Here is a 22,179-nt window from a genome sequence, read left to right on the forward strand (position 1 = left end):
CGGCCACAGCACAAGAGTTTTAGCATGAAGCACCTTCGGCGCACCCGCACCCTGTGGCTGGCCACGCTGGCTGTCAGCGCCCTGTTGCTGGGCGGCTGTGGACAAAAAGGCCCCCTGTATCTGCCTGATCAACCGGATACGGAACAGACCTCCTGATATGTCAGTATTTACTTACCAGCAGGGCAGCCTGCACGCTGAAAACGTCGATCTGGCAGCCCTGGCTGCACAACACGGCACCCCACTGTACGTCTACTCCCGCAAGGAACTGGAAAGCCAGTATCTGGCCTACGACAAGGCACTGGGCGACTGGCCTCATCAGGTCTGCTTTGCGGTGAAATCCAACTCCAACCTGGGCGTGCTGAACGTACTTGCACGACTGGGCGCCGGTTTCGACATCGTCTCATTGGGCGAACTGGAACGCGTACTGGCCGCCGGTGGCGATCCTGCCAAGGTGATCTTCTCGGGCGTTGGCAAGCAAGCGGCCGAAATGCAGCGCGCGCTGGAAGTCGGCATCGGTTGCTTCAACCTCGAATCCGAAGCCGAACTGGAACGTCTCAACGACGTGGCTGTAGCCTGTGGCAAAGTAGCCAACATCTCCGTGCGGGTTAACCCGGACGTCGACGCCCAGACCCACCCGTACATTTCCACCGGTCTGAAAGACAACAAGTTTGGTATCGCCATTGAGCGGGCACCGGCCGTGTACGAACGTGCTGCCAGCCTGCCGGGCATTAACGTGGTCGGTGTCGACTGCCACATTGGCAGCCAGCTCACTTCCATTACCCCATTCCTCGACGCACTGGATCGTCTGCTGTTGCTTGTCGACGACCTGGCTGGCAAGGGCATCAGCATTGAACACCTGGATCTGGGCGGCGGCCTCGGCGTTTGCTACAACGACGAGCAACCGGCGTCTCCGGCCGAGTACATCGGCGCGGTGAAAGAAAAACTGGGCGACCGCAAGTTCACCCTGGTGTTCGAGCCGGGTCGTTCTATTTCTGCCAACGCCGGTGTATTCCTGAGCCAGGTTGAATTCCTCAAGCTCAACGAACACAAGAACTTCGCCATCATCGACGGCGCCATGAACGACCTAATTCGCCCGTCGCTGTACTCCGCCTGGCAGGACATCAAAACCGTCAAGCAAACCAGCGACGCGCCAGTCCGTACCTTCGACCTGGTTGGCCCTGTGTGTGAAACCGGCGACTTCCTTGGCAAGGACCGTGATCTGGCACTGGAACAAGGCGACCTGATTGCAGTGATGTCCGCCGGAGCCTACGGCTTTGTGATGGCTTCCAACTACAACACCCGTGGCCGTGCTGCGGAAATCATGGTCGACGGCGAGCAATCCTACGTGGTGCGCGAACGCGAAACCGTAACCGACTTGTTCAAGGGCGAGCACCTGCTGCCGGAGAACGCATGAGAGTCAAATTCAGCAAGATGCACGGCATCGGCAACGACTTTGTGGTGATCGATCTGGTCACCCAAACCGGTCGTATTCGCCCGCAACGTGTTAAAGAGCTGTCGGACCGCAACTTTGGCATCGGCTTCGACCAGATGCTGATTGTCGAACGGCCGTCACGGCCGGACGTCGACTTCCGCTACCGCATTTTCAATGCCGATGGCAGCGAAGTCGAAAACTGTGGCAATGGCGCACGTTGCTTTGCCCGTTTTGTCTACGACAATCACCTCACAGGCAAGCGCGACATCAAGGTTGAAACCGCCAACGGCATCATGGAACTGCACCTCACCGACGATGGTCAGGTGGTGGTCGACATGGGCCCGGCGATTCTGGAACCGGCACAGATTCCACTGGTCGCCGAGCAGTTCATGCCGGAATACCAGCGCATGATGCCCGAGATCGGCGACGTAAAATTCGGCGCCGTTTCCATGGGTAATCCCCACGCTGTGATTCGCGTCAACGACGTCGACAACGCCCCGGTTGAACATTGGGGCCCGATTGTCGAAGCCTGTGAATACTTTCCCAACAAGGTCAACGTCGGCTTCATGCAGATTGTGAACCCGAACGAAATCCGCCTGCGGGTGTTCGAACGCGGCAGTGGCGAAACCCTCGCCTGCGGCACCGGCGCCTGTGCCGCCGTGGTATCCGGTCAGTTGCGAGGCTGGTTGCAGCCCGGCGTACTGGTACACTTGCCTGGCGGTGATCTGAAAATTGACTGGGACGGCAAACACAGCGTCCGTATGACAGGCCCGGCCGAAACCGTCTTTGAAGGACGTGTAAACATCTGAATGGCAACAGCAATATGCAGCAGCAGGTAACAGCATGAGCCAACAACCGAGACTGACCGAAGCCGATGTTGTGCAGTTTCTGGAAGACCACCCGGACTTCTTCGTGGGCAAGGACGACCTGCTGTCGCAGCTTCGTATTCCCCACCAGACCAGTGGTGCCACCAGTCTGATTGAACGTCAGGTGCAGGTGCATCGCGACCGCAATATCGAATTGCGCCAGCGACTGTCCGACCTGCTGGAAAATGCCCGTCGTAACGACCACCTGTTTGAAAAGACCCGCCGTCTGGTACTGGCCCTGATTGAAGCCAACAGCTGGCTGGCGCTGCATACCGCCCTTGATGACGCCCTGCGCAACGACTTTGCGGTTGATTCCTGGGCCATGCTGCACTTCACCGAACGTCAGCTGGAACGCCCGCTGATTGCCATTCGCAGTCAGGAGCAACAGCGCAACATCCACCGTATGTTCAAGGGTCACCGTGCCATTTGTGGGCAACTGCCGCGCAACGACATGGCAGCCCTGCTGAACCTCGACACCACCGACATGGGCTCGATTGCCGCCGCCCAGATTCGCGGTCAGGACAACCACGGCGTACTGGTACTGGCCAGCCACAACGAAAGCCACTACCGCACCTCGATGGACACCCTGTTCCTCGACTACCTCTGTGACGTACTGGCCCTGCGCCTGCAACAAACTCCGGTAACGCGCTAAGCGCGTTACCGCCGATCGGGAATTTGCCTTGGCTATCAAGCTGGTCACCTTCGACCTCGACGACACCCTCTGGAATCCAGCCGACGCCCTCGTGCGTGCCGAACAGGCCTGCTACGACTGGATCACCGAACGCTGCTCCGGCATCGCCGACCTCTACTCACTCAGCGGCCTGCGTCAGTACCGCATTGAGCTGGGCGAATGTTATCCACAGCTGGCCCAGCAGGTATCCAAATTGCGCGAGGAAAGCCTGCGCCGGGTTGCCATGCAAGCGGGATTGAACCGCGATGACGCGGCAGAACTGGCCCAGCAAGCCTTTGACGTGTTTTACCGCGAGCGCAGTCGGCTCGACCTGTTTGACGCCACCCTGCCGTTGCTGAACAGCCTCAAACAGCGACTGCCGGTGATTGCCGTGACCAATGGCAATGCCGACCTCGAACTGATTGGCGTCGATCACCTGTTCGATGCCTGCATCACCGCCGATGCCGTTGGCATCGCCAAACCGGCCCCGGATATGTTCCACGCGGCGCTGCAACACGCCGGTGTTGAAGCCCACGAGTGCATTCACATTGGCGACCACCCACACAACGATGTGGATGCCGCTCGCCAACTGGGGATTCACGCCATCTGGACGCCGCTGTACCAACAAACATGGCCGCAAGACCTGGCAGCGCCGCAATACCAGATCAGCGCGCTGGAACAGCTCGACGAGCTGATTCAACAGATTGAACAGGCCCACGCCTGAGCTGCTGAATCACAGCGCCAACAAAAACGGGGAGCCAATGGCTCCCCGTTTTTGTTCTGCATTCGTCACCAGCACGCCGTCGCCTCAGATCGGGCGACTGCCGTAGTTCGACTGTGGCTTACGTGGTGGATCAGCCATCACGTTATCGTCCACCTTCTGAATGCTGCCACCCCGAGCCAAAAACGCGGCGACATCGTCTTCCAGCGCTTTACGGGCTTCGTTGTGAGCAGTCATGGATTTGGCATCTTCCTCCTTTGGCTCAGCGGGCTTGGCCGCCTTGGCCGGTTTGCCATTCTCTGAATCGACGCCAGAGTCATCACTGACGCCTGCTTCATCGTGCAGGTCTTCGTCATGCAGTTCAAAGTCCTCGTCAGACATGGAATGTCCCTCCTGTTGGTGCAAGCCCATTAGATATAGACAATCCTGCCGTTACTGCCGCGCCCTGAAACAATTCATAACAAAAAAACCGCCGAGCCAGACCCGTCACTGGATACAAGTCTGGCGAGCAATGCCAAAGCGACGAATGCGTCGGTACAAGGTTGGTCTGGAGATATTCAGCTGGCGGGCAACGGCACTGAGATTCCATTGCTGTTGCTCCAGCAACTGCGCCAGCTGTCGCGCTTGCGGGTCCGTATCGACAGCACCGGGGACTTCAACCTGCTGGGACCTGATGTCAGCCTGCTGGGGCCTGATGATCGACTCCGGCAACTGCGCCACCGTAATCACATCCGTTTCGGCGTTGGCTTCGGCATAACCCAGCACATTCACCAGCTCCCGCACGTTGCCCGGCCAGCGCCATGCCAACAGCGCGCTGACGGCGTCAGCACGCAGACGCAATGAGGGCCGTCCAACCCGTGCCTTGAGAGCGTTCAGCAAGCTGCGCATCAGAAACTCTCTGTCGGCACGCTGCCGAAGTGGCGGCAAGGTCAGCGTCGCGCCGTTAAGGCGGTAGTAAAGATCAGCCCGGAACGTCCCATTGGCAACGCGCTCGGGCAGATTCTGATGCGTCGCGGCGATCACCCGGCAATCGACCACCACCGGTTTGTCAGCCCCCAGTGGTGTGACCTGCTGTTCGGCCAGCACCCGCAACAGGCGGGTTTGCAACGCCAATGGCATGTCGCCAATTTCATCCAGAAACAAGGTGCCGCCATGGGCTTGTTGAATCAGTCCTTTGGCGCCTTTGGAACGGCCGCCGGTAAACGCGCCAGGACTATAGCCAAACAGCTCGCTTTCGATCAGCGACTCAGGAATGGCCGCACAATTGACGGCAATAAACGGGCCTTTACCCCGTTCACTGCTGCGATGAATGGCGTTGGCCAACACGTCCTTGCCACTGCCGGTTTCACCCAGAATCAGCAAGCTGACCTGACGATTTCGGAAGCGTTTGGCCTGCTGCAAGGTCTTGCGCATGGCCGCGTCGTCGCCAGCCAGTGCATCCAACTCGGCGACTCGTTCACTGAGATCGCTGCGACGCAGCGGCTCTTGTTCCTGCACCGGTTCAATCAGGCTGCCATAGAGGGTTTGCTGGGCAATGCGAAACGCCCGCACACCATCCGGGCAGTCGTGGTTGATCGACAGGACGTCGTCCAGCGGGCAACCCAAAAGATCAGCCAGAGAAATCAGCGAAGGGGATGGTTGACGCCCCGCAGCAGAGCTAGCACCGGAGGCAGAAAAGGCCCGGGAATCGAGCAAACGACGGCCGGCGGTGTTGGCCGCGACAATATCGCCGTGGTGGTCCAACGCCAGCAAAATACGGCCATTCAGGGCCACCAGCTCACGGCTTTCGTCGGCCCTGAAAATCAGCTGACGACGATAGCAACGCAAGAAGTAGGCATCTTCGATCATGCGGGCGTAAAGCTGGGTCAGGTGCAGGGCAAAGGTCTGGCTGGCCCTCACATCCGGTGCGTTCAACGCCGATATATCCAGCACCGCCAGCAACTTGCCAAACGGGTCGAAGATGGGGGCGGCGGTGCAAGTGAGACCGATATGCGCACCATCGAAGTGATCGCCCCGGTGACAAGTCAGTGCTGCTTGTTCCTGAATGCAGGTGCCTACCGCACAGGTACCGGCATAGGCTTCGCTCCAGTCGGATCCCAGATACAACCCCGCCCTTCGCAGCGCGTCATGCTGATCCTGCCGACCATGAAACTGCACCGTAATGCCACGGCTGTCGGTCAACAACAGCACATAACCCAGCGCCTGAATGCTGCGATACAACTGGTCCACACCGGCACGGGCCACAGCCAACAGCTCATCGGCGGCATCCTGATGTTCACGCAGCGCGCTTTGAGTCAGGATACGGGCCGGTTGCTGGCGGCCCGGCTCTAACCCGTAGTCCTGCAAGCAACGCCACCAGGAGCGGCCAATCAGGTCGGCCGCTTCGGGCATACCTCGGGTGCTACGGGCAAACTGCAACAGTTGGTCGGTATGGCGGCGATGATCCAGCGTCGTCGAGAAAGCAGTCATGCAAGGCATCCTTGTCTACCACGGCGGCAGACGAATTATTGTTATCGGACGTTTGAACCCAGATTACCCGCTTTGTTTGATCGCTGTCGTAGGGCTATTCGTTCCACACCCAACGGGCGTTACACCTGTAACGTCACCGCAACAGCTGTAAATCCGTTGTCGTTACAGCTGTATCGAGAGCGTGAGCTGAATCGTAAAGCGCAGTTTTGAAACATGCTCTTCAAGAAAAAAATACTCAAATAAAATCAATCACTTAATAATTTCAGAATGACAAAAATCCGGGCTGGCACAACGGCTGCAATAGCCATCACAGGGATTGTCAGATGACCCCCACTCACTTGCAGCAACAAAAACAACAAGCCTGCTCAGGAGCTTCACATGACCCAGCACAGCCTTTCCCCCGCCAGTGCCAGCGCACAACAATGGCTCGACCAGTTCAATCAGGCCTTACGCAGCGATGGCCCCCAAGCCGCCGCCCAACTGTTTGAAAGCGACGGTTTCTGGCGCGATCTGGTGGCCTTTACCTGGAACATCAAAACCATGGAAGGCCAACAGCAAATTGCCGACATGCTGGCCGCCACGTTGGATAACGTGCGGCCGTCCAACTGGCAGCTGGAAGAAGATGCCAGCGACAACGACGGAACTATTGAAGCCTGGATTACCTTCGATACCGCCGTGGCCCATGGCCGTGGTCACTTGCGACTGCGCAACGGCAAAGCCTGGACACTACTGACCACCATGGTGGAGCTGAAAGGCCACCCCGAACCACGCGGTTTCAACCGCCCCCGCGGCGCTGAACATGGCATCAACAAGCACCGCCAGACCTGGCAGGAGAAACGTCAGCACGAAGCCGAAACCCTGGGCTACAGCGAACAACCCTATTGCCTGATCATCGGCGGTGGTCAGGGTGGCATTGGCCTCGGTGCACGGCTGAAGCAGCTGAATGTACCGACCCTGATCATCGACAAACTGGAAAAGCCCGGCGATGCCTGGCGTCGCCGTTACAAGTCCCTGTGCCTGCACGACCCGGTGTGGTACGACCACCTGCCGTACATGCCCTTCCCGGACAACTGGCCGGTGTTTGCGCCGAAGGACAAGATTGGCGACTGGCTGGAGATGTACACCAACATCATGGAACTGAACTACTGGGGCTCCACCGAATGCACCTCGGCTCGCTACGACGAACAGGCGCAAGAGTGGATTGTGCACGTCAAACGCGACGGTGCTGAGCTGGTACTGCGTCCAAAACAGCTGGTGCTGGCAACGGGTATGTCGGGCATTCCGAATATTCCATCACTGCCCGGTCAGGATGTGTTTGAAGGCGAACAGCATCACTCCAGTCAACACCCCGGCGGCGAAGCCTATGCCGGTAAGAAAGTGGTGGTGCTGGGCGCAAATAACTCGGCTCACGACATTTGCGCCGCGCTGTGGGAGCACGGCGCCGACGTCACCATGATCCAGCGGTCGTCGACCCACATCATCAAATCCAACAGCCTGATGGAAAACGTGCTCGGCGGGCTGTACTCGGAAGAAGCCGTTCAGAACGGCATGACCACCTACAAGGCCGACCTGACCTTCGCCTCGATTCCGTTCAGAATCATGCCGGAGTTCCACATTCCGCTGTATCAACAGGTGGCCGAGCAGGACAAGGAGTTCTACCTGGGCCTTGAGAAAGCCGGCTTTATGCTCGACTTCGGCGACGACGGCTCCGGTCTGTTTATGAAATACCTGCGCCGGGCGTCGGGCTATTACATCGATGTGGGTGCCTCCGAGTTGATCGCCAGCGGCGACATCAAACTGAAAAGCCACACCACCATTGAGCGCCTGACTCGCAACTCGGTGATTCTGACTGACGGTTCGGAGCTGGAGGCCGATCTGGTGGTGTACGCCACCGGCTTTGGCTCCATGAACGGCTGGGCCGCCAAAATCATTTCGCAAGAGGTCGCCGACAAGGTCGGCAAATGTTGGGGAATGGGGTCAGACACCACCAAGGACCCGGGCCCCTGGGAAGGCGAGCTGCGCAATATGTGGAAACCCACACGCCAGCAAGCGCTGTGGTTCCACGGTGGCAACCTGCATCAGTCACGGCACTATTCGCAGTATCTGTCGTTGCAGCTGAAAGCTCGTATGGAGGGCATCGCCACGCCAGTGTACGGCATGGAAGATGTGCATCATCTGGCCTGACGGCTGTTTGAGTCAGCAAACCAAAAGCAACCGGCAGGGATATTTGTCCCTGCCGGTTTTCAGGTTTGTGGAGTTTACAGCTGCAGGTAGGTGTATGCCTGCAAGGATTCTGACAATTCACGCTGGAACAGCGCCTTGTCTTCGCTGGTCAGCTGGCTTTGTGCCACCTGACTCATCAAGCGATGACGAATGTCGTCGGCATCAAAGTTCACGTAACCCAGCACCTTGGCAATGTGGTCACCCCACACCGGGTTGCGCAGCTGTGGCTCGCCGTTGCTGTCCATCACCACGTCGACCGAGTCGGTATCACCAAACAGGTTGTGCAGGTCGCCCAGAATCTCCTGATATGCCCCCACCATAAAGAACGCCATCAGGTCACCGCGCTGAATCGAAGGCATCGGCAGACTGGTGCTGAGGCCTTCGCTTTCCACGTAGGTATCAATGCGGCCATCGGAGTCACAAGTGATGTCTTGTAGCACGCCACGGAAGTTCATCGGCTGGTCGTGACCGCTGACCGGCAAGATCGGGAAAATCTGCTCAATACCCCAGATGTCCGGCAAGGACTGGAACAGCGAGAAGTTGACGAACACCTTGTCGGCCAGCTTTTCCTGCAACTCGTCGATCAACGGACGGTGGGAGCGGTTGGCCGGGGTCAGTTTGTCCATCAACAACTGGCAACAACGGGTGTACAGGGTCTCGGTACTGGCCCGCTGCGGCAGGCTCAAAAGCCCCAGACTGAACGCCGTATTGGCTTCAGCCACCCAGTGCTGAACGTCGTGGAACTGCTCTACCAGGCCACTGGATGAGCGGCTTTCGAGCAGGATTTCATAAGCCCGATGCAAACCTTTCAGACACGCCGGATCGTCATCTTCCAGCGCCGCCAGCTCGCCGTCGGAGGATCGCTCGTGGTCGATGATTTCGGTCAGCAGCACCGCGTGGTGGGCGGTCATGGCACGGCCGGATTCGGTAATGATGTTGGGCTCAGTCGCGCCCAGCTCGGTGCAGATTTCCTTCATGGCTTCGACGACCTTACGGGCGTATTCGTCCATGGAGTAGTTCATCGAGCAGTAGCTACGTGAATGCGTGCCTTCGTAGTCAACGCCCAGACCGCCGCCTACGTCGAGCCACTGCACCGGCACATCCAACTTCACCAGTTCGGCAAAAATACGGGTGCACTCGCGCAGGCCGGTGTGAATGTCGTGAATATTGGCCAGCTGCGACCCAAGATGGAAGTGCAGCAGTTGCAGGGTATCGAGCTGATCGTTTTCTTTCAAAAGCTCGATCACTTGCAGAATCTGCAAGGCCGACAGACCAAACTTGGATTTCTCGCCGCCGGTGTTCTGCCAGTTGCCCTTGCCGATGGTTGCCAGTCGAGCCCGCACCCCCAGGCGCGGCTTGACGCCCACGCGCTCGGCTTCGCGCAAGATCAGCGGCAGCTCGGACATTTTCTCGATCACCAGAAAGACGTTGTGGCCCATTTTCTCGGCCATCAGCGCCAAACGGATAAAGTGGGCGTCCTTGTAGCCGTTGCAGACGATGTTGGCCTTGATGTTACGGGCCTGTGCCAGCACCGCGATCAGCTCCGGCTTGCTACCAGCCTCAAGACCAATGCGCTCCAGCCCCGCCTGTTGCTGACCGGCGACAATCTGTGCAACCACCGGCTGCTGCTGGTTCACCTTGATCGGGTACACCGGGGTGAACCCGCCCTGATAGCCAAATTCCTCACGGGCCTTACTGAAGGCGGTTACCAGACTCTGAACGCGGTGATGCAGGATGCCGGGAAAACGCACCAGCACGGGCAGTCGCAAGCCTTCCTGCTTTACCCGTTCGGCCAGATTCTGCAAATCAATACCGGCGTCAACGGCCGGGTCCGGGTGCATACTGACACGGCCTTGCTCATTGATGCGGGCGTAGCCCTCGCTCCAGTGCGGCAGGTTGTAGACGTCACGGTGATATTGCGGAGTCTGACTGGTCATTGGCGGTCCTGAGTGCAGATTCGCTTGGCGCGAATCAAGGGTTAAGGTATCTTGCGGCGCTCTGGGCCGCCCCGGTTATTATCGGGTTGCTGCCGTCTTCGCTGGCGCTCGCAAGGCGACCGATTTTAAAGAACATCGATTCATTTGAGTATCTGATATGACACATCCACTGGCAGACGGCTGGTTTACTGAAGTATTCGATCAGGAAGGTTCCGCGTTTTCACTGAAAGTGAAGGCCAAAATCGACTCCGCCCAAAGCGAATTCCAGACCATCGACATCTACGACACCGAAACCTTCGGCAAACTGATGGTGATCGACGGTTGCACCATGGTGTCGACCCGCGAAAACTTCGTTTACCACGAAATGATGTCTCACGTGGCGCTGTTCACCCACCCGAACCCAAAACGCGTGGCCATCATTGGTGGCGGCGACTGCGGCACCTTGCGCGAAGTGCTGAAGCACCCGGGCGTTGAACAGGCGACTCAAGTCGACATCGACGAGCTGGTGACCCGCATGTCCGAGAAACACTTCCCGGAGCTGTGTGAATCCAACGACGACCCACGTGCCAATATCCTGTTTGCCGATGGCATCCAGTGGGTGAAGGACTGCGAGCCGGAATCCCTCGACATCATTATCATCGACAGCACCGACCCGGTCGGCCCGGCCGAAGGCCTGTTCGCTGTCGATTTCTACAAGGATTGCTTCAAGGCGCTGGCGCCAAACGGCATCGTTGTACAGCAGTCTGAGTCACCGCTGTTCCACACCGAGTCGATCATAAAGAAAATCCACGAAGACATGGCCGTTGCCGGCGCGTCCAGCAGCCATACCGTGCCGTTCCCTCAGGTGATCTACCCGTCCGGTTGGTGGAGCTGCACACTGGCCAGCAAAGGCGGCGATGCCACCAGCTTCCGCATTGAAGACGCAGCCAACAAGGCGTTCCGCACCGAATACTACAACGCTGAAATTCACGCTGCCGGTCTGGCACTGCCTGAATTCATGCGTCGTGCATTAGGCATCAGCGACTGATGCTCTGACTGGCGCTGACCAGCCAGGTTACAGGCAGCCACAAAAAAACCGCCGGGGTTCACACCCGGGCGGTTTTTTTGTACGTGTTGCTGTCGTGCGGCCGCTTAGTGGGCCTGCTGCCAGGGTCCGGGTAACGGTTGCGGGTACCCGGCCACGGACATGTTATTCACGACCTGCCATAAACTTGATGGCGGCGAGGATCTCGTCGTCCGAGCAGTCCAGACAGTTGCCCTTCGGTGGCATGGCGTTGATGCCCTTGATGGCGTTTTTCAGGGTGATGTTCATGCCTTTTTCCAGACGCGCATCCCAGGCAGCGACGTCACCTTTCATCGGTGCACCCAACACACCCGCTGCGTGACAGGCAGTACAGGCGGCGTTGTACACGTCTTCGCCTGAACGGGGACCGGAGCTGGCAACTGCGACGGCACCGCCACACTCAGCACCCACACATACCTCGCCTACTGGCGCGATACGGGCTTTGATCTTTTCTTCACTGGACGCAACAGCAGCGAAGGTTTGCGCTGCAATCAAGGTTGCAGCAGCTACAACGAGTGCTTTCAAATGGTTCACAGGGATCCCCTTCCAGGCTAATACGGCATTTATAGAATTAGAATGCGCAAATTATAGCGACTTTTTATTGGGCGGTGGAATCGCACACAATGATCGAGGGCAAGGGAAATTGGTATTAATTCTGTAATCGGTCGAAAACCGGCCCTGCAGCTTCTGAATCCATCTGACGCCCGTTAGCAAGAGTCTTTCCGGCGTTTAACAAGTGTAAAGTCAGCACCCTTAAACCCATCAGAGCAAAACAAGATCTCGATTATTCGTCAAAGCGCGATCAAGACGATGCCCCGCCGTTGCAATGCAACACCGCCAAGGTAGAGTGAGCCACAGGATACCCTCATCACGGTGCCGGTGTGCCCGGGAGTATCACCAAACCGCCAAGGAGCGCATGCATGACCCATCCCTCTATTCGTCTGGTAACCACAGGTTGCCTGCTGAGTTTGCTTACCCTGTTGCTGCCAGCCTGTACGGTCAAACTGGCCGCGCCGGAAGAACCCATCACCATCAACCTCAACGTCAAGATCGAACACGAAGTGCGGGTCAAGGTAGAGAAAGACCTCGACAACCTGTTTGAACAAAACGACGCCCTGTTCTGATTGTGGAGATTTCCGAATGAAAACCCTGATGACCTTCTGTGCCCTGATGCTGATGAGTCTGGGCGCTGCCGCCATGGACCTCGACACCGCCCGTGAAACCGGTCTGGTCGGTGAGCGGCTGGACGGCTACGTCGGCGTAGTGAACGCCAGTGGCCCGGTGGACGCACTGGTGGCTGAGATCAATCAACAGCGCAAGCAGCACTACCAGCAAATCGCCAACAAGCAAAATACCCCGCTGGCCAACATTGAAAAGATTGCCGGTGAAAAACTGGTCGGTAAAGCCAAACAACAAGGCTTCTTTTATCAGTCGGCCAACGGCGACTGGGCTCAGGACTGAGTCTGACCTTCTGCTATCAAGGAGTTATTCATGGGTACAAGTACCATTGTCACACTGGTCGTCATCGCGCTTTTGCTGGTGTATCTGGTGTCGATCTACAACACGCTGGTGAGCTACAAAAACCGCTACGAAAATGCCTTTGCGCAAATCGAAGTACAGCTCAAACGCCGCTATGACCTGATTCCCAATCTGGTGGAAACCGCCAAGGCCTACATGAGCCATGAGCGCGAAACCCTGGAAGCGGTAACCGCCGCCCGTAACGAAGCCGTAGCCGGTTTGAAAGCCGCCGCCAGCATGCCGGGCGCGGCCGATGCCATGGCCAAACTGGCCAGCAGCGAAACCGCTCTGGGCGGTGCCCTCAGTCGTCTCAGCGTGACCATGGAAGCCTACCCGGACCTGAAGGCCAACCAGCAAATGATGCAGCTGTCGGAAGAACTGACCAGCACCGAAAACAAGGTGTCGTTTGCGCGTCAGGCGTTCAACGACGCCGTCACCAGTTACAACAGCTACCGTCAGTCGTTCCCACCGGTGTTCTTCGCCAATATGTTTGGCCACCGTGACAATGCCAAACTGCTGGAATTTGCCGACAGCGCCGCGATCCAGGCAGCGCCGAAAGTCTCGTTCTGATCAGGGTGAACACACCCTGACGGGCAGCGGAGCCACAGGCCCCGTTGCCTGAAACATCATAACGCCTGTCGTACTAACCGGACCCTTCCATGGATTTTTTCAATCAACAGGACATTGCCCGCAAGCGTACCCGTCGCTTGCTGGTGCTGTTTGTCGCCGCTGTGGCCACACTGGTCGGCGCTCTGAATCTGGTGGCAGCCGCGCTGGTCTGGTACGGCGCCGACAAATCGGTTAACACCCCCCAAACCGCCAACAACCTGAGCCTGAGCGGCATCTGGACAGACCCTTATAACTGGCAACACGCCGGTTGGGTGACACTGGGCACGCTGGCCGTGATTATTAGCGGTAGCCTGATTAAATGGCTCAGTTTGCAAGGCGGTGGCAAGGTCGTCGCCAGTTCATTGGGCGGCCGCCTGCTGATTCCCAACAGTAATGATTTCTACGAACGGCGATTACTGAATGTGGTGGAAGAAATGGCCATTGCCTCGGGCATGCCGGTACCGCCGGTGTACGTCTTGCCCGACAGTTCCATCAACGCCTTTGCGGCGGGCTATCAAGCCTCCGATGCCGTCATTGGCGTGACCGAAGGCTGTATGAAAAAGCTCACCCGTGATCAACTTCAGGGGGTCATTGGCCACGAGTTCAGCCACATTGCCAACGGCGACATGCGCCTCAATATTCGCTTGATGGCGTTGCTGTACGGCATTCTGTTTATCGCTCTGATCGGCCGCTTTTTGCTGGAATCCGGCGCCCATGGCAGTCGTATACGCAGCCGCGACCAGAAAAACGGCCTGCCGCTGTGGGCGATTGGACTGGCGATGACCGCACTGGGCTATCTGGGCGTGCTGTTTGGCAACCTGATCAAAGCCGGTGTCTCGCGCCAGCGGGAATTCCTGGCCGACGCTTCCGCGGTGCAATACACCCGCAACCCGCAGTCCATTGCCGACGCTCTCAAAGTGATTGGCCATGGCGCTGGCAGCCGCATCCGCAGCCCCGAGCGGGAAGAAACCGCCCATCTGTTTTTTGGCAGCGCCATGAACTTTCGTTTTTCAGGGTTTGCCACTCATCCGCCGCTGGAAGACCGTATCCGTCGGATTCAACCCAACTGGGATGGTCGCTATCTGGCACCACAAACATTGCAGCAGGCCAAACAGGAATCGCCTGAGTTGGTGGCTACGGATAACAGCAGCCAGGGCCCATCTGCGGCGTCGACGCTGGTTGGCGTCAGCTCTGAGCTGAACTCTGATCTGAACCCTGAGCTGAGCGCGGCGTTGCTCGCCGCCGAAGCCCATGTGGCAAAGGCAAGTGTAGAAAATGACACGAGGGCTGACAGCCTGCAGCGGTTGGCAGACCTGCAGGCCATGGCGCGGGAGCCATTCTCGGCCCAGACCCTGATTCTGTGCCTGTTGATGGCACCGGCTGAGCGTTTTATTCACAGCCAGCAGCAGGACATCGTCCTGAGATCCCTCGGCCAGGGCCTCTACAAGGAAGTGCTGCGCTGCAGCGCCAATGTGCGACAGCTGCCCGCCAGCCAGCGCTTGCCGTTGGTCGAACGGGCGATCCCTGCACTGAAACAACTGTCAGACAGCCAGTACCGCAGTTTCCACACCGCGCTGGTTGCCATCATCAAGTCGGACGGTCAGATTGATTTGTTCGAGTGGTGCCTGTTCCGCTTGCTGAACCAGTATCTGGACAACCATTTCAATCAGGCCAGGCCCGTGAAGGAGTCGGTCAAGAAGCCGGAGCAGGTGAAACAGGACATCGCCGTGCTGCTGTCGTACATGGCGCACCATGGCCACGACGATGACGGCCAGGCAGCCAGTGCGTTTAACGGCTGTTTGGCCGACGGTGCCTTTGGCTCGTTGGGCATTCAATATCAGCCGGTTGATCATCGCCTCAAGCCGCTGAACCAGAGCCTCACGCGCCTGACCGGCCTCTATCCGCATGTAAAAGGACGGCTGATCAAGTCACTGGTCGCCTGTGCCCGCTACGACGGCGAGCTGCGTACCGTTGAGCGCGACCTGATTCAGGCCATCGCAGCGATTCTGGAATCGCCGGTGCCCGCTGGCGTGCTGGATTCCCCTGACGCTCGCTAACCGCGGTACTCATCATCGACCAGCAACTTGCCTGCTAGCGTCAGCTCGCAGGCATCAGGCCGCAGGATTGCAGTGTTTTGGACATCATGGCCACATGACGCTGACTGGCGGCCTGAAAGGCATCGCGGTTGAGGTGCAAGGCTTGCAGCCAGTGTTGATAGGTCTGCAAGGCCCCGTTCGCCACGTCCGTTAAGGGAATAGTAGAAGTCTGCAAACGTTGCTCGATAGCATCCAGACGCTGCAATAACGCTCCGCCCAAGCGGTCATTACGGCTCATATACGGCTGTAGTCCTGTCAGATAGAACTTGTGCAGCACGTTTTGAACAATGTCGGCATCCGGGGTTTTCCGGCCTGTCGGACACAATGGCCGCTGCGTCAGTCGATACTCCAGCAGGTCTGCGACCCGATTCAGACGATGGGTCAGTTGTTGCTGGGTTCTCGCCCAACGGCCGATGCTTTCCCCCAGCAGCAAGCTCTGCAGCTGTTGCTCGAACACATCGGCATCGTACTCGATGTGTGCGGTTTTCCAGTCGGGCTCACTGGCCATGCGCTCTCCGAGAGCAAGGGCGTAGTCGAGCGCTGCCAACGTGGCACTGATATGGCCGTCATTGTCTTGCTGCCAATCCAGCAAGGGCGCCGAGCGCGCCGTCAGTGCCTGCCATTCCTCACCACCGAGCCAGGCATTCCACCACAACGCCAACCGCTGCTGATGCTTCAGTTGCAATGCCGACGCCAACGCCTGTGCCAGTTCCGGCTTGTCTTCGCGCAGTTGCTCGACGCACTCCGGCCCCCAGTTGATAAAGTCACGTTGCTGATGCAATACCTGACTCGGAGCCGCGACCTTGCCCAGTACGCTATTGCCCTGCGCTACGACAGCGCCCAAACGGCACTGATTCAGGCTCAGAAAATCGAGCAAGTCGATGTCCGGCGCTGGCAAATCAATGCGCAGCGCCCGCGCCGATGGTCGCTCAGGCACGGCGTACTCGCTGGTTGGCCCGGCCTCCTGATCCTCCAGCGACAAGGCCCGTGCCATGCGCTCGGGATACTCGTCCAGCTGATCTTCCGCAGTGCTGACACAGCCGCTCAACAGTAGCCACACAGCCACTGTCAGCGCATGAAAAAAGGGCGCTTTCAGGCACGCCAGTGACACTTTGGAATCCCTTCCGGAAAGCGTATGGTGGTTGGACATAACCCCTCCAGACGGTTGATGGACCGGCCTGTAACCGGTCAGAGAATGACCGCTTTTATTGTGACCCGTGCGGGATTTGTTTACTATGCGCCCGTTCTGAACCCCAGAGGCCCACAACCATGAACACCGTCGTATACCCTGGTACCTTCGATCCCATTACCAATGGTCATACGGATCTGGTGGAGCGTGCATCGCGTATGTTCGACCACATCATCGTTGCCGTCGCGGACAATCCAAAGAAACGTCCGATGCTGGATCTGGAAACCCGGGTCGACCTGGCGCAAAGCGTACTCGCCCACCTTCCCAATGTAGAAGTTGCCGGTTTCAACAACCTGCTGGCCGAGTTTGCCCGCAAACGGGGTGCTAACATTATTCTACGCGGCCTGCGGGCTGTGTCTGACTTCGAATACGAATTCCAGCTGGCCAACATGAACCGTGTTCTGGCACCCAGCGTGGAAAGCATGTTCCTGACACCGGCAGAGAAATACTCCTTTATTTCCTCCACGCTGGTGCGTGAAATCGCATCCCTGCAGGGCGATGTCAGCAACTTTGTCCACCCAGCGGTGGAAAAGGCCCTGAAACAACACGTGAACAAGATCGGATAAATCCGGCATCACGACCCTGAAAGACCGGACTTACCACCCGGCACCGCGTGAAACAGATCGGACCAATCCGGCATCGCGCATCAGCACCGGGCCATCTACCCGGTTCTATCCAGTGATTAGTTAGAGCGGGCACTGCTGCCCGAATTGGAGATAAACATGGCATTGATCATTACCGACGAGTGCATTAACTGCGACGTGTGCGAGCCTGAGTGCCCGAACGAAGCGATTTCTGCCGGTGAAGAAATTTACGAAATCGAACCATCCAAGTGCACCGAGTGTGTGGGTCACTACGATGAGCCACAGTGCCAGCTGGTATGCCCGGTGGACTGTATCCCTCAGGATGACAACAACATGGAAACCCAGGAAGAACTGGAGGCCAAATACGAGCGCCTGACCGGTAAATCCATTTCCTGAGAACGCTTTGTTCTGATCCAATCGAAGCCCGCCGCTTGCAGGGCTTCGATGGGTTATCCACACTGCCTGTCATGATGACAACAAGGCACCCAAGGATAGCCCATGCTCCTCTCCTCAAGGCTGCATCAGCCAACCCGAAAGCCCCTATCCCGTATCGCCCGACTGGGCACCGCACTGCTCCTTGGCAGCAGCCTGCTCGGCCTGTTGAATGCCTGCAGTAGCGAGGCCGTTCAAACGGCTCCAGCAACGCCCGATACGCTGTCAACCATCACTGCTGCTGCCGCAACCGGCAAGCAAGCCATCGCCAGTGCCCACCCATTAGCCACTCAAGCCGGCATGGACGTGCTCAACGCGGGCGGTAATGCCTTTGATGCTGCCATTGCCGTGGCAGCCAGCCTTGGCGTGGTCGAGCCTTACAGCGCCGGTATCGGTGGTGGTGGTTTCTGGCTGCTGTATCAGGCCGACAGCAAGCAATACCGCTTTGTTGATGCCCGCGAAACCGCACCCGTAGCCGCCGGCCGCGATTACTATCTGGATGCCAATGGAGAGGTCGTCCGCGATCGCGCCATCAACGGCCCGACCGCCGCCGGCATTCCGGGTCAGGCAGCCGCGTTTGCCTGGCTGGCCGAGCACTACGGCAAGTTGCCATTGAGCCAATCGTTGGCACCAGCCATCCAACAAGCCAACGATGGCTTTCCTGTCTATGAACATTACCGTCGCCTGATGGGCTGGCGCCAGAGCGCCATCCAGCGATATCCGGAAAGCAGCCGTCTGTTTCTCGATAACGGTGAGATACCTGCCGTGGGTTATATGGTCAAACAGCCTGAACTGGCGCTGACACTAAAAGCACTGGCCCAGCAAGGTCATAATGGCTTCTACAAGGGTAAAACAGCTCAGATGCTGGTAGACGGCGTTCAGCAGGCAGGTGGCGACTGGAGCTTGCAGGATTTACAGAATTACAAGGTGGTTGAGCGTGCGCCAATCCGGATCAGCGCCGGCCACGGCCAGTTTGAATTGATCAGCGCGCCGCCGCCGTCTTCCGGCGGTGTGGCACTGGGTCAGATGCTAACCATGCTGGACCAGTTCGACTGGCAAAATATGAACACGGTACAGCAGGATCATCTGTTGGCCGAAGTGATGCGTCGGGCCTATCACGACCGCGCCAAATACCTGGGCGATCCGGATTTCGTCGACGTGCCTGTGGATAACTTGCTGTCCAGAGATCACAACATTGAGTGGGCCAGCTCAATCGACCTTGACAAGGCGACCCCAAGCATCACGCTGCAAGGCCCGAAAAACATCGAAGAAGGTTTTCACACTACCCATCTTTCAGTGCTGGATGCCGACGGCAATATGGTTTCCGCCACGCTGAGCATCAATTTGCCCTTTGGGTCGGCATTCACCGTACCTGGCACTGGTGTGCTGCTGAACAACGAAATGGACGACTTTTCCGCCAAGCCCGGCGAACCTAATGCCTATGGTTTGGTCGGCGCCGAAGCCAATGCCATTGCCCCGGGCAAGCGCCCACTGTCGAGCATGAGCCCCAGCTTTCTGGTGTCCAAAGATCAAACCGCCATACTCGGCACACCGGGCGGCAGCCGCATCATCACCATGGTGTTACTGGGCAGCCTCGAAGCCATGCAAGGTAAGCCGGTCGAAGACTGGGTATCGCGCCCACGCATTCATCACCAATATTTGCCGGACGTAATCCAGTACGAAAGCGGAGCCTTGTCTGACGAGGAAATGGCAGGCTTGCGCGCGCTGGGTCACCAGCTCAAGGACGTTGGCCGTAAGTACGGCAATATGCAGGCGATCAAGGTAGATAACAACACTGGCGCAGTCAGCGCAGCAGCCGACCCACGTGGGTTGGGGCAAGCGAAGGTTGAGCAGAGAAATTAACAACCTGCAACACCAACAAAAACGCCAGCATCATGCTGGCGTTTTTTATGTTTTGCTCGGCAGCACAAATCAATACTTCTGGCAGCGAGAGCAATACACCGTCGCCCGCTGACCCAGACGAATCTCTTTAAGCGGTTCTTCACACACTCGGCAAGGTTTACCGCCACGACCGTACACTTGCAGCTCCTGCGCAAAATAACCGGGCTGGCCATCGCTGTTCACAAAGTCGCGCAGCGTAGTGCCGCCTTGCTCGATCGCCTTGCCCAACACCTCACGAATGCAGGCCAGTAGCTTTTCGTAGCGCGGCTTGCTGATCTTGCCCGCCTGCGCGGTCGGCCGAATACCCGCCATAAACAGGCTTTCATTGGCGTAGATGTTCCCCACCCCCACCATGGTGGCGTTGTCCATGATGAAGAGTTTCACGGCCTGCTTCTTGCCACGGCTCTTGTGGTACAGGCTCTGGGCGGTCAGACCGGTTTGCTCGGCGGGCAACAGCGGCTCAGGCCCCAACACAGCAATCTGATCCAGCGTGGCATCGTTCGGTTGCCACAGCAGCGCGCCAAAGCGACGAGGATCGTGATAACGCAGCACCCAGCCGTTCGACAGCACCCAGTCGATGTGGTCGTGCAAGCGGGCGTCTTCTTCCGGCTTGACCATTCGCAGCGAACCTGACATCCCCAAATGCCATACCGCCGAACCATGATCGAAGGTCACCAGCAAATACTTGCCACGGCGATCCAGTGACACAATGGTCTTGCCAACCAGCTCAGCGATTTCATCCGCCACTGGCCAGCGCAGCTTCGGCTGGCGAATGATTACCTTTTCAATGGTCTGACCTTTGGTCCACGGCTCGATACCGCGTTTGGTGGTTTCTACTTCGGGTAATTCAGGCATAGGCGGTCTTGGGTCTGATGTGAAGTTGAATCGCGCATAGCGTCGGACGTCGGACCGATTATTGTAAAGCCGAGTAGATCATAAGCAACGCCTCAGACCTCAGACCTCAGACCTCAGACCTCAGACCTCAGACCTCAGACCTCAGACCTCAGACCTCAGACCTCAGACCTCAGACAAACAAGCATAAAAAAACCCGGAAAGCCGAAGCTTTCCGGGTTTTTCAAGCGTCTCTGCGAGACAGGGAGCAAGACCAATTACTTGATCTTGGCTTCCTTGTACATCACGTGCTTGCGAACAACAGGATCAAATTTTTTGATCTCCATTTTCTCAGGCATGGTGCGCTTGTTTTTGTCAGTCGTGTAGAAGTGACCAGTGCCAGCACTGGAAACCAGACGGATCTTATCGCGTGGCATGTTAGTACTCCTTAGAATTTCTCACCGCGAGCACGCAGCTCAGCCAGCACCGTGTCGATGCCTTTCTTATCGATGATGCGCATGCCCTTAGCGGATACACGCAGACGAACAAAACGCTTTTCGCTCTCTACCCAGAAGCGGTGGTATTGCAGGTTAGGCAGAAAACGGCGCTTGGTTTTGATGTTTGAGTGGGAAACGTTATTCCCGGTAACAGGACCTTTACCTGTAACCTGACAAACCTTAGACATGGATCTAGCCCCGATTCTTAACTGTATCTATCTATACTTGAATTCGTTAGCAACCGTGGGCTCGGGGAGCGATATTTCGCACCACCAGAAAGGCCCTGGCTGAAAAGAGTTGCGCTTTATACCAAACCCAATTCAGCCCCGCAAGCAGAAGTGTATTTTTTGATCGAAAAAAGCGCTTCTGGTGTGAATATTGGCCCAAACCCGATTTTTTCGCCTTATATCCAACCCCTTTCGGCAAACGACACGGTTTCGCCGTCACCAATCACCAGATGATCCAGAACCCGAATATCCACCAACCCCAACGCCTGCTGCAAACGGTCGGTAATATGGCGATCGGCCCGACTGGGTTCCGACACCCCGGACGGATGATTGTGGCCAAAAATAACGGCAGCCGCGCCACAGGCCAGCGACTGCTTGACCACTTCCCGGGGATACACCGCCGCCCCGTCGATGGTGCCACGAAACAATTCCTCGGATTTGATCACCCGGTTCTGATTATCCAGATACAACACCACAAACACTTCGTGGCCGAGATCACGGATACAGGACGACAGATACTGGCGGGTTAAATCCGGGCTGGTGAGGGCATTACCGCGTTGCAGTTGTTCAGCCAGATGCCGACGGGCCATTTCCAGCACCGCCTGCAACTGGGCGAATTTGGCGTTGCCAAGCCCCATGGGTTCACAGAACCGTTCCTGGCTGGCGGTTAGCAGTGGCCGCAGGCCACCAAAGTCCTGCAACAGCTCGCGGGCCAGGTCGACGGCACTTTTACCTTTCACCCCGGTACGCAGAAAAATCGCCAACAGTTCGGCGTCAGTGAGTGCCTCGGCCCCGCGGGCCAACAGTTTTTCGCGCGGCCGTTCCTGTTCTGGCCAATCGGTAATTGCCATCCTGCCTCCTTGCATTATTGGCGCGGCCTGCTGCCATCCATGGCATGCCCGTGGCTGTCAGC

23 protein-coding genes are annotated in these 22,179 nt (G+C 57.6%); 14 read left to right on the forward strand and 9 right to left on the reverse strand.

What is annotated here, in order from left to right; all coding sequences use genetic code 11:
* Positions 1–24: 24 nt before the first annotated feature.
* Genes lptM through ACXADJ_RS14415 form a run of 5 tightly spaced genes read left to right on the forward strand, consistent with a single transcriptional unit; the run spans position 25 to position 3,692 of the window.
* Entirely contained in the window at positions 25–156 is a 132-nt protein-coding gene (gene lptM, locus ACXADJ_RS14395; RefSeq protein ID WP_475067143.1) for an LPS translocon maturation chaperone LptM, read from the forward strand.
* 1 nt (position 157) lies between these two features.
* Positions 158–1,414 (forward strand): diaminopimelate decarboxylase, encoded by a 1,257-nt coding sequence (gene lysA, locus ACXADJ_RS14400; RefSeq protein WP_475067145.1) that lies wholly within the window; start codon positions 158–160, stop codon positions 1,412–1,414.
* On the forward strand, positions 1,411–2,241 hold the full coding sequence (dapF, locus tag ACXADJ_RS14405) for a diaminopimelate epimerase (RefSeq protein ID WP_028292345.1): 831 nt from the start codon (positions 1,411–1,413) through the stop codon (positions 2,239–2,241). The genes lysA and dapF overlap by 4 nt, the downstream gene beginning before the upstream one ends.
* A 34-nt stretch (positions 2,242–2,275) precedes the next feature.
* The gene (locus tag ACXADJ_RS14410; protein WP_028292344.1) at positions 2,276–2,950 is read left to right on the forward strand and encodes a DUF484 family protein; all 675 of its coding nucleotides are present in this window, start codon (positions 2,276–2,278) and stop codon (positions 2,948–2,950) included.
* A gap of 28 nt (positions 2,951–2,978) precedes the next feature.
* Positions 2,979–3,692: an HAD family hydrolase gene (locus ACXADJ_RS14415; protein ID WP_475067147.1), complete on the forward strand. Its 714-nt coding sequence runs from the start codon at positions 2,979–2,981 to the stop codon at positions 3,690–3,692.
* Positions 3,693–3,776: 84 nt separating this feature from the next.
* Here ACXADJ_RS14415 and ACXADJ_RS14420 read toward each other — a convergent pair whose 3' ends face one another.
* Both ACXADJ_RS14420 and ACXADJ_RS14425 read right to left on the reverse strand, forming a co-directional pair.
* Complete coding sequence (locus ACXADJ_RS14420; protein ID WP_475067148.1) at positions 3,777–4,070, reverse strand: hypothetical protein; 294 nt, start codon at positions 4,068–4,070, stop codon at positions 3,777–3,779.
* 105 nt (positions 4,071–4,175) lie between these two features.
* Entirely contained in the window at positions 4,176–6,158 is a 1,983-nt protein-coding gene (locus tag ACXADJ_RS14425) for a sigma-54-dependent Fis family transcriptional regulator (protein ID WP_475067150.1), read from the reverse strand.
* A gap of 378 nt (positions 6,159–6,536) precedes the next feature.
* Here ACXADJ_RS14425 and ACXADJ_RS14430 point away from each other — a divergent pair, with 378 nt between their 5' ends.
* Complete coding sequence (locus ACXADJ_RS14430; protein ID WP_475067153.1) at positions 6,537–8,342, forward strand: flavin-containing monooxygenase; 1,806 nt, start codon at positions 6,537–6,539, stop codon at positions 8,340–8,342.
* A 74-nt stretch (positions 8,343–8,416) separates the two neighbouring features.
* Here the strand turns inward: ACXADJ_RS14430 and speA are convergent, their stop codons facing one another.
* Positions 8,417–10,318 (reverse strand): biosynthetic arginine decarboxylase, encoded by a 1,902-nt coding sequence (gene speA, locus ACXADJ_RS14435; RefSeq protein WP_475067156.1) that lies wholly within the window; start codon positions 10,316–10,318, stop codon positions 8,417–8,419.
* A gap of 157 nt (positions 10,319–10,475) precedes the next feature.
* On the opposite strand from speA, the gene speE reads away from it, so the two are divergent.
* A complete protein-coding gene (gene speE, locus ACXADJ_RS14440; RefSeq protein WP_475067157.1) occupies positions 10,476–11,345 on the forward strand; it encodes a polyamine aminopropyltransferase in 870 nt (289 codons plus the stop codon).
* Between the two features lie 162 nt (positions 11,346–11,507).
* Here the strand turns inward: speE and ACXADJ_RS14445 are convergent, their stop codons facing one another.
* Positions 11,508–11,915 (reverse strand): c-type cytochrome, encoded by a 408-nt coding sequence (locus tag ACXADJ_RS14445; RefSeq protein WP_475067160.1) that lies wholly within the window; start codon positions 11,913–11,915, stop codon positions 11,508–11,510.
* A gap of 386 nt (positions 11,916–12,301) precedes the next feature.
* Between ACXADJ_RS14445 and ACXADJ_RS14450 the strand changes: the two genes are divergently transcribed.
* The 4 genes from ACXADJ_RS14450 (at position 12,302) to ACXADJ_RS14465 (ending at position 15,565) form a co-directional block, all read left to right on the forward strand.
* Positions 12,302–12,505, forward strand: a complete 204-nt coding sequence (locus ACXADJ_RS14450; RefSeq protein WP_051218848.1) for a YnbE family lipoprotein — start codon at positions 12,302–12,304, stop codon at positions 12,503–12,505.
* A 16-nt stretch (positions 12,506–12,521) separates the two neighbouring features.
* Complete coding sequence (locus tag ACXADJ_RS14455) at positions 12,522–12,842, forward strand: YdbL family probable chaperone protein (protein WP_475067162.1); 321 nt, start codon at positions 12,522–12,524, stop codon at positions 12,840–12,842.
* A gap of 30 nt (positions 12,843–12,872) precedes the next feature.
* Positions 12,873–13,469: a LemA family protein gene (locus ACXADJ_RS14460; RefSeq protein ID WP_028292334.1), complete on the forward strand. Its 597-nt coding sequence runs from the start codon at positions 12,873–12,875 to the stop codon at positions 13,467–13,469.
* Positions 13,470–13,558: 89 nt separating this feature from the next.
* Entirely contained in the window at positions 13,559–15,565 is a 2,007-nt protein-coding gene (locus ACXADJ_RS14465) for a M48 family metallopeptidase (RefSeq protein WP_475067164.1), read from the forward strand.
* Between the two features lie 40 nt (positions 15,566–15,605).
* Here the strand turns inward: ACXADJ_RS14465 and ACXADJ_RS14470 are convergent, their stop codons facing one another.
* Entirely contained in the window at positions 15,606–16,754 is a 1,149-nt protein-coding gene (locus ACXADJ_RS14470) for a DUF3080 family protein (protein WP_475067166.1), read from the reverse strand.
* 119 nt (positions 16,755–16,873) lie between these two features.
* Between ACXADJ_RS14470 and coaD the strand changes: the two genes are divergently transcribed.
* The 3 genes from coaD (at position 16,874) to ggt (ending at position 19,672) form a co-directional block, all read left to right on the forward strand.
* Positions 16,874–17,359 carry a pantetheine-phosphate adenylyltransferase gene (gene coaD / locus ACXADJ_RS14475; RefSeq protein ID WP_028292331.1) on the forward strand — a complete coding sequence of 162 codons (486 nt, stop codon included), beginning with the start codon at positions 16,874–16,876 and terminating at the stop codon, positions 17,357–17,359.
* A gap of 156 nt (positions 17,360–17,515) precedes the next feature.
* Positions 17,516–17,773 carry a YfhL family 4Fe-4S dicluster ferredoxin gene (locus ACXADJ_RS14480; protein ID WP_475067168.1) on the forward strand — a complete coding sequence of 86 codons (258 nt, stop codon included), beginning with the start codon at positions 17,516–17,518 and terminating at the stop codon, positions 17,771–17,773.
* A gap of 102 nt (positions 17,774–17,875) precedes the next feature.
* Positions 17,876–19,672 (forward strand): gamma-glutamyltransferase, encoded by a 1,797-nt coding sequence (gene ggt, locus ACXADJ_RS14485; RefSeq protein WP_475067170.1) that lies wholly within the window; start codon positions 17,876–17,878, stop codon positions 19,670–19,672.
* Positions 19,673–19,741: 69 nt separating this feature from the next.
* Here the strand turns inward: ggt and mutM are convergent, their stop codons facing one another.
* The 4 genes from mutM to radC all read right to left on the reverse strand — a co-directional run bounded on the left by mutM (position 19,742) and on the right by radC (position 22,117).
* Positions 19,742–20,566, reverse strand: coding sequence for a bifunctional DNA-formamidopyrimidine glycosylase/DNA-(apurinic or apyrimidinic site) lyase (mutM, locus tag ACXADJ_RS14490; protein WP_475067172.1), 825 nt, complete (start codon positions 20,564–20,566; stop codon positions 19,742–19,744).
* Positions 20,567–20,820: 254 nt separating this feature from the next.
* Positions 20,821–20,979: a 50S ribosomal protein L33 gene (gene rpmG / locus ACXADJ_RS14495; protein WP_036533854.1), complete on the reverse strand. Its 159-nt coding sequence runs from the start codon at positions 20,977–20,979 to the stop codon at positions 20,821–20,823.
* A gap of 11 nt (positions 20,980–20,990) precedes the next feature.
* Complete coding sequence (rpmB, locus tag ACXADJ_RS14500) at positions 20,991–21,227, reverse strand: 50S ribosomal protein L28 (protein ID WP_028292326.1); 237 nt, start codon at positions 21,225–21,227, stop codon at positions 20,991–20,993.
* Between the two features lie 215 nt (positions 21,228–21,442).
* The gene (radC, locus tag ACXADJ_RS14505; protein WP_028292325.1) at positions 21,443–22,117 is read right to left on the reverse strand and encodes a RadC family protein; all 675 of its coding nucleotides are present in this window, start codon (positions 22,115–22,117) and stop codon (positions 21,443–21,445) included.
* Between the last annotated feature and the right edge of the window lie 62 nt (positions 22,118–22,179).

The sequence above is a fragment of the Oceanobacter sp. ABM4_470 genome (assembly GCF_056158645.1).

Coding starts and splice junctions, on each gene's coding strand:
- lptM (WP_475067143.1), top strand. CDS start 25: ATGAAGCACCTTCGGCGCACCCGCACCCTGTGGCTGGCCACGCTGGCT.
- lysA (WP_475067145.1), top strand. CDS start 158: ATGTCAGTATTTACTTACCAGCAGGGCAGCCTGCACGCTGAAAACGTC.
- dapF (WP_028292345.1), top strand. CDS start 1,411: ATGAGAGTCAAATTCAGCAAGATGCACGGCATCGGCAACGACTTTGTG.
- ACXADJ_RS14410 (WP_028292344.1), top strand. CDS start 2,276: ATGAGCCAACAACCGAGACTGACCGAAGCCGATGTTGTGCAGTTTCTG.
- ACXADJ_RS14420 (WP_475067148.1), bottom strand. CDS start 4,070: ATGTCTGACGAGGACTTTGAACTGCATGACGAAGACCTGCACGATGAA.
- ACXADJ_RS14425 (WP_475067150.1), bottom strand. CDS start 6,158: ATGACTGCTTTCTCGACGACGCTGGATCATCGCCGCCATACCGACCAA.
- ACXADJ_RS14430 (WP_475067153.1), top strand. CDS start 6,537: ATGACCCAGCACAGCCTTTCCCCCGCCAGTGCCAGCGCACAACAATGG.
- speA (WP_475067156.1), bottom strand. CDS start 10,318: ATGACCAGTCAGACTCCGCAATATCACCGTGACGTCTACAACCTGCCG.
- speE (WP_475067157.1), top strand. CDS start 10,476: ATGACACATCCACTGGCAGACGGCTGGTTTACTGAAGTATTCGATCAG.
- ACXADJ_RS14450 (WP_051218848.1), top strand. CDS start 12,302: ATGACCCATCCCTCTATTCGTCTGGTAACCACAGGTTGCCTGCTGAGT.
- ACXADJ_RS14455 (WP_475067162.1), top strand. CDS start 12,522: ATGAAAACCCTGATGACCTTCTGTGCCCTGATGCTGATGAGTCTGGGC.
- ACXADJ_RS14460 (WP_028292334.1), top strand. CDS start 12,873: ATGGGTACAAGTACCATTGTCACACTGGTCGTCATCGCGCTTTTGCTG.
- ACXADJ_RS14465 (WP_475067164.1), top strand. CDS start 13,559: ATGGATTTTTTCAATCAACAGGACATTGCCCGCAAGCGTACCCGTCGC.
- ACXADJ_RS14470 (WP_475067166.1), bottom strand. CDS start 16,754: ATGTCCAACCACCATACGCTTTCCGGAAGGGATTCCAAAGTGTCACTG.
- coaD (WP_028292331.1), top strand. CDS start 16,874: ATGAACACCGTCGTATACCCTGGTACCTTCGATCCCATTACCAATGGT.
- ACXADJ_RS14480 (WP_475067168.1), top strand. CDS start 17,516: ATGGCATTGATCATTACCGACGAGTGCATTAACTGCGACGTGTGCGAG.
- ggt (WP_475067170.1), top strand. CDS start 17,876: ATGCTCCTCTCCTCAAGGCTGCATCAGCCAACCCGAAAGCCCCTATCC.
- mutM (WP_475067172.1), bottom strand. CDS start 20,566: ATGCCTGAATTACCCGAAGTAGAAACCACCAAACGCGGTATCGAGCCG.
- rpmG (WP_036533854.1), bottom strand. CDS start 20,979: ATGCCACGCGATAAGATCCGTCTGGTTTCCAGTGCTGGCACTGGTCAC.
- rpmB (WP_028292326.1), bottom strand. CDS start 21,227: ATGTCTAAGGTTTGTCAGGTTACAGGTAAAGGTCCTGTTACCGGGAAT.
- radC (WP_028292325.1), bottom strand. CDS start 22,117: ATGGCAATTACCGATTGGCCAGAACAGGAACGGCCGCGCGAAAAACTG.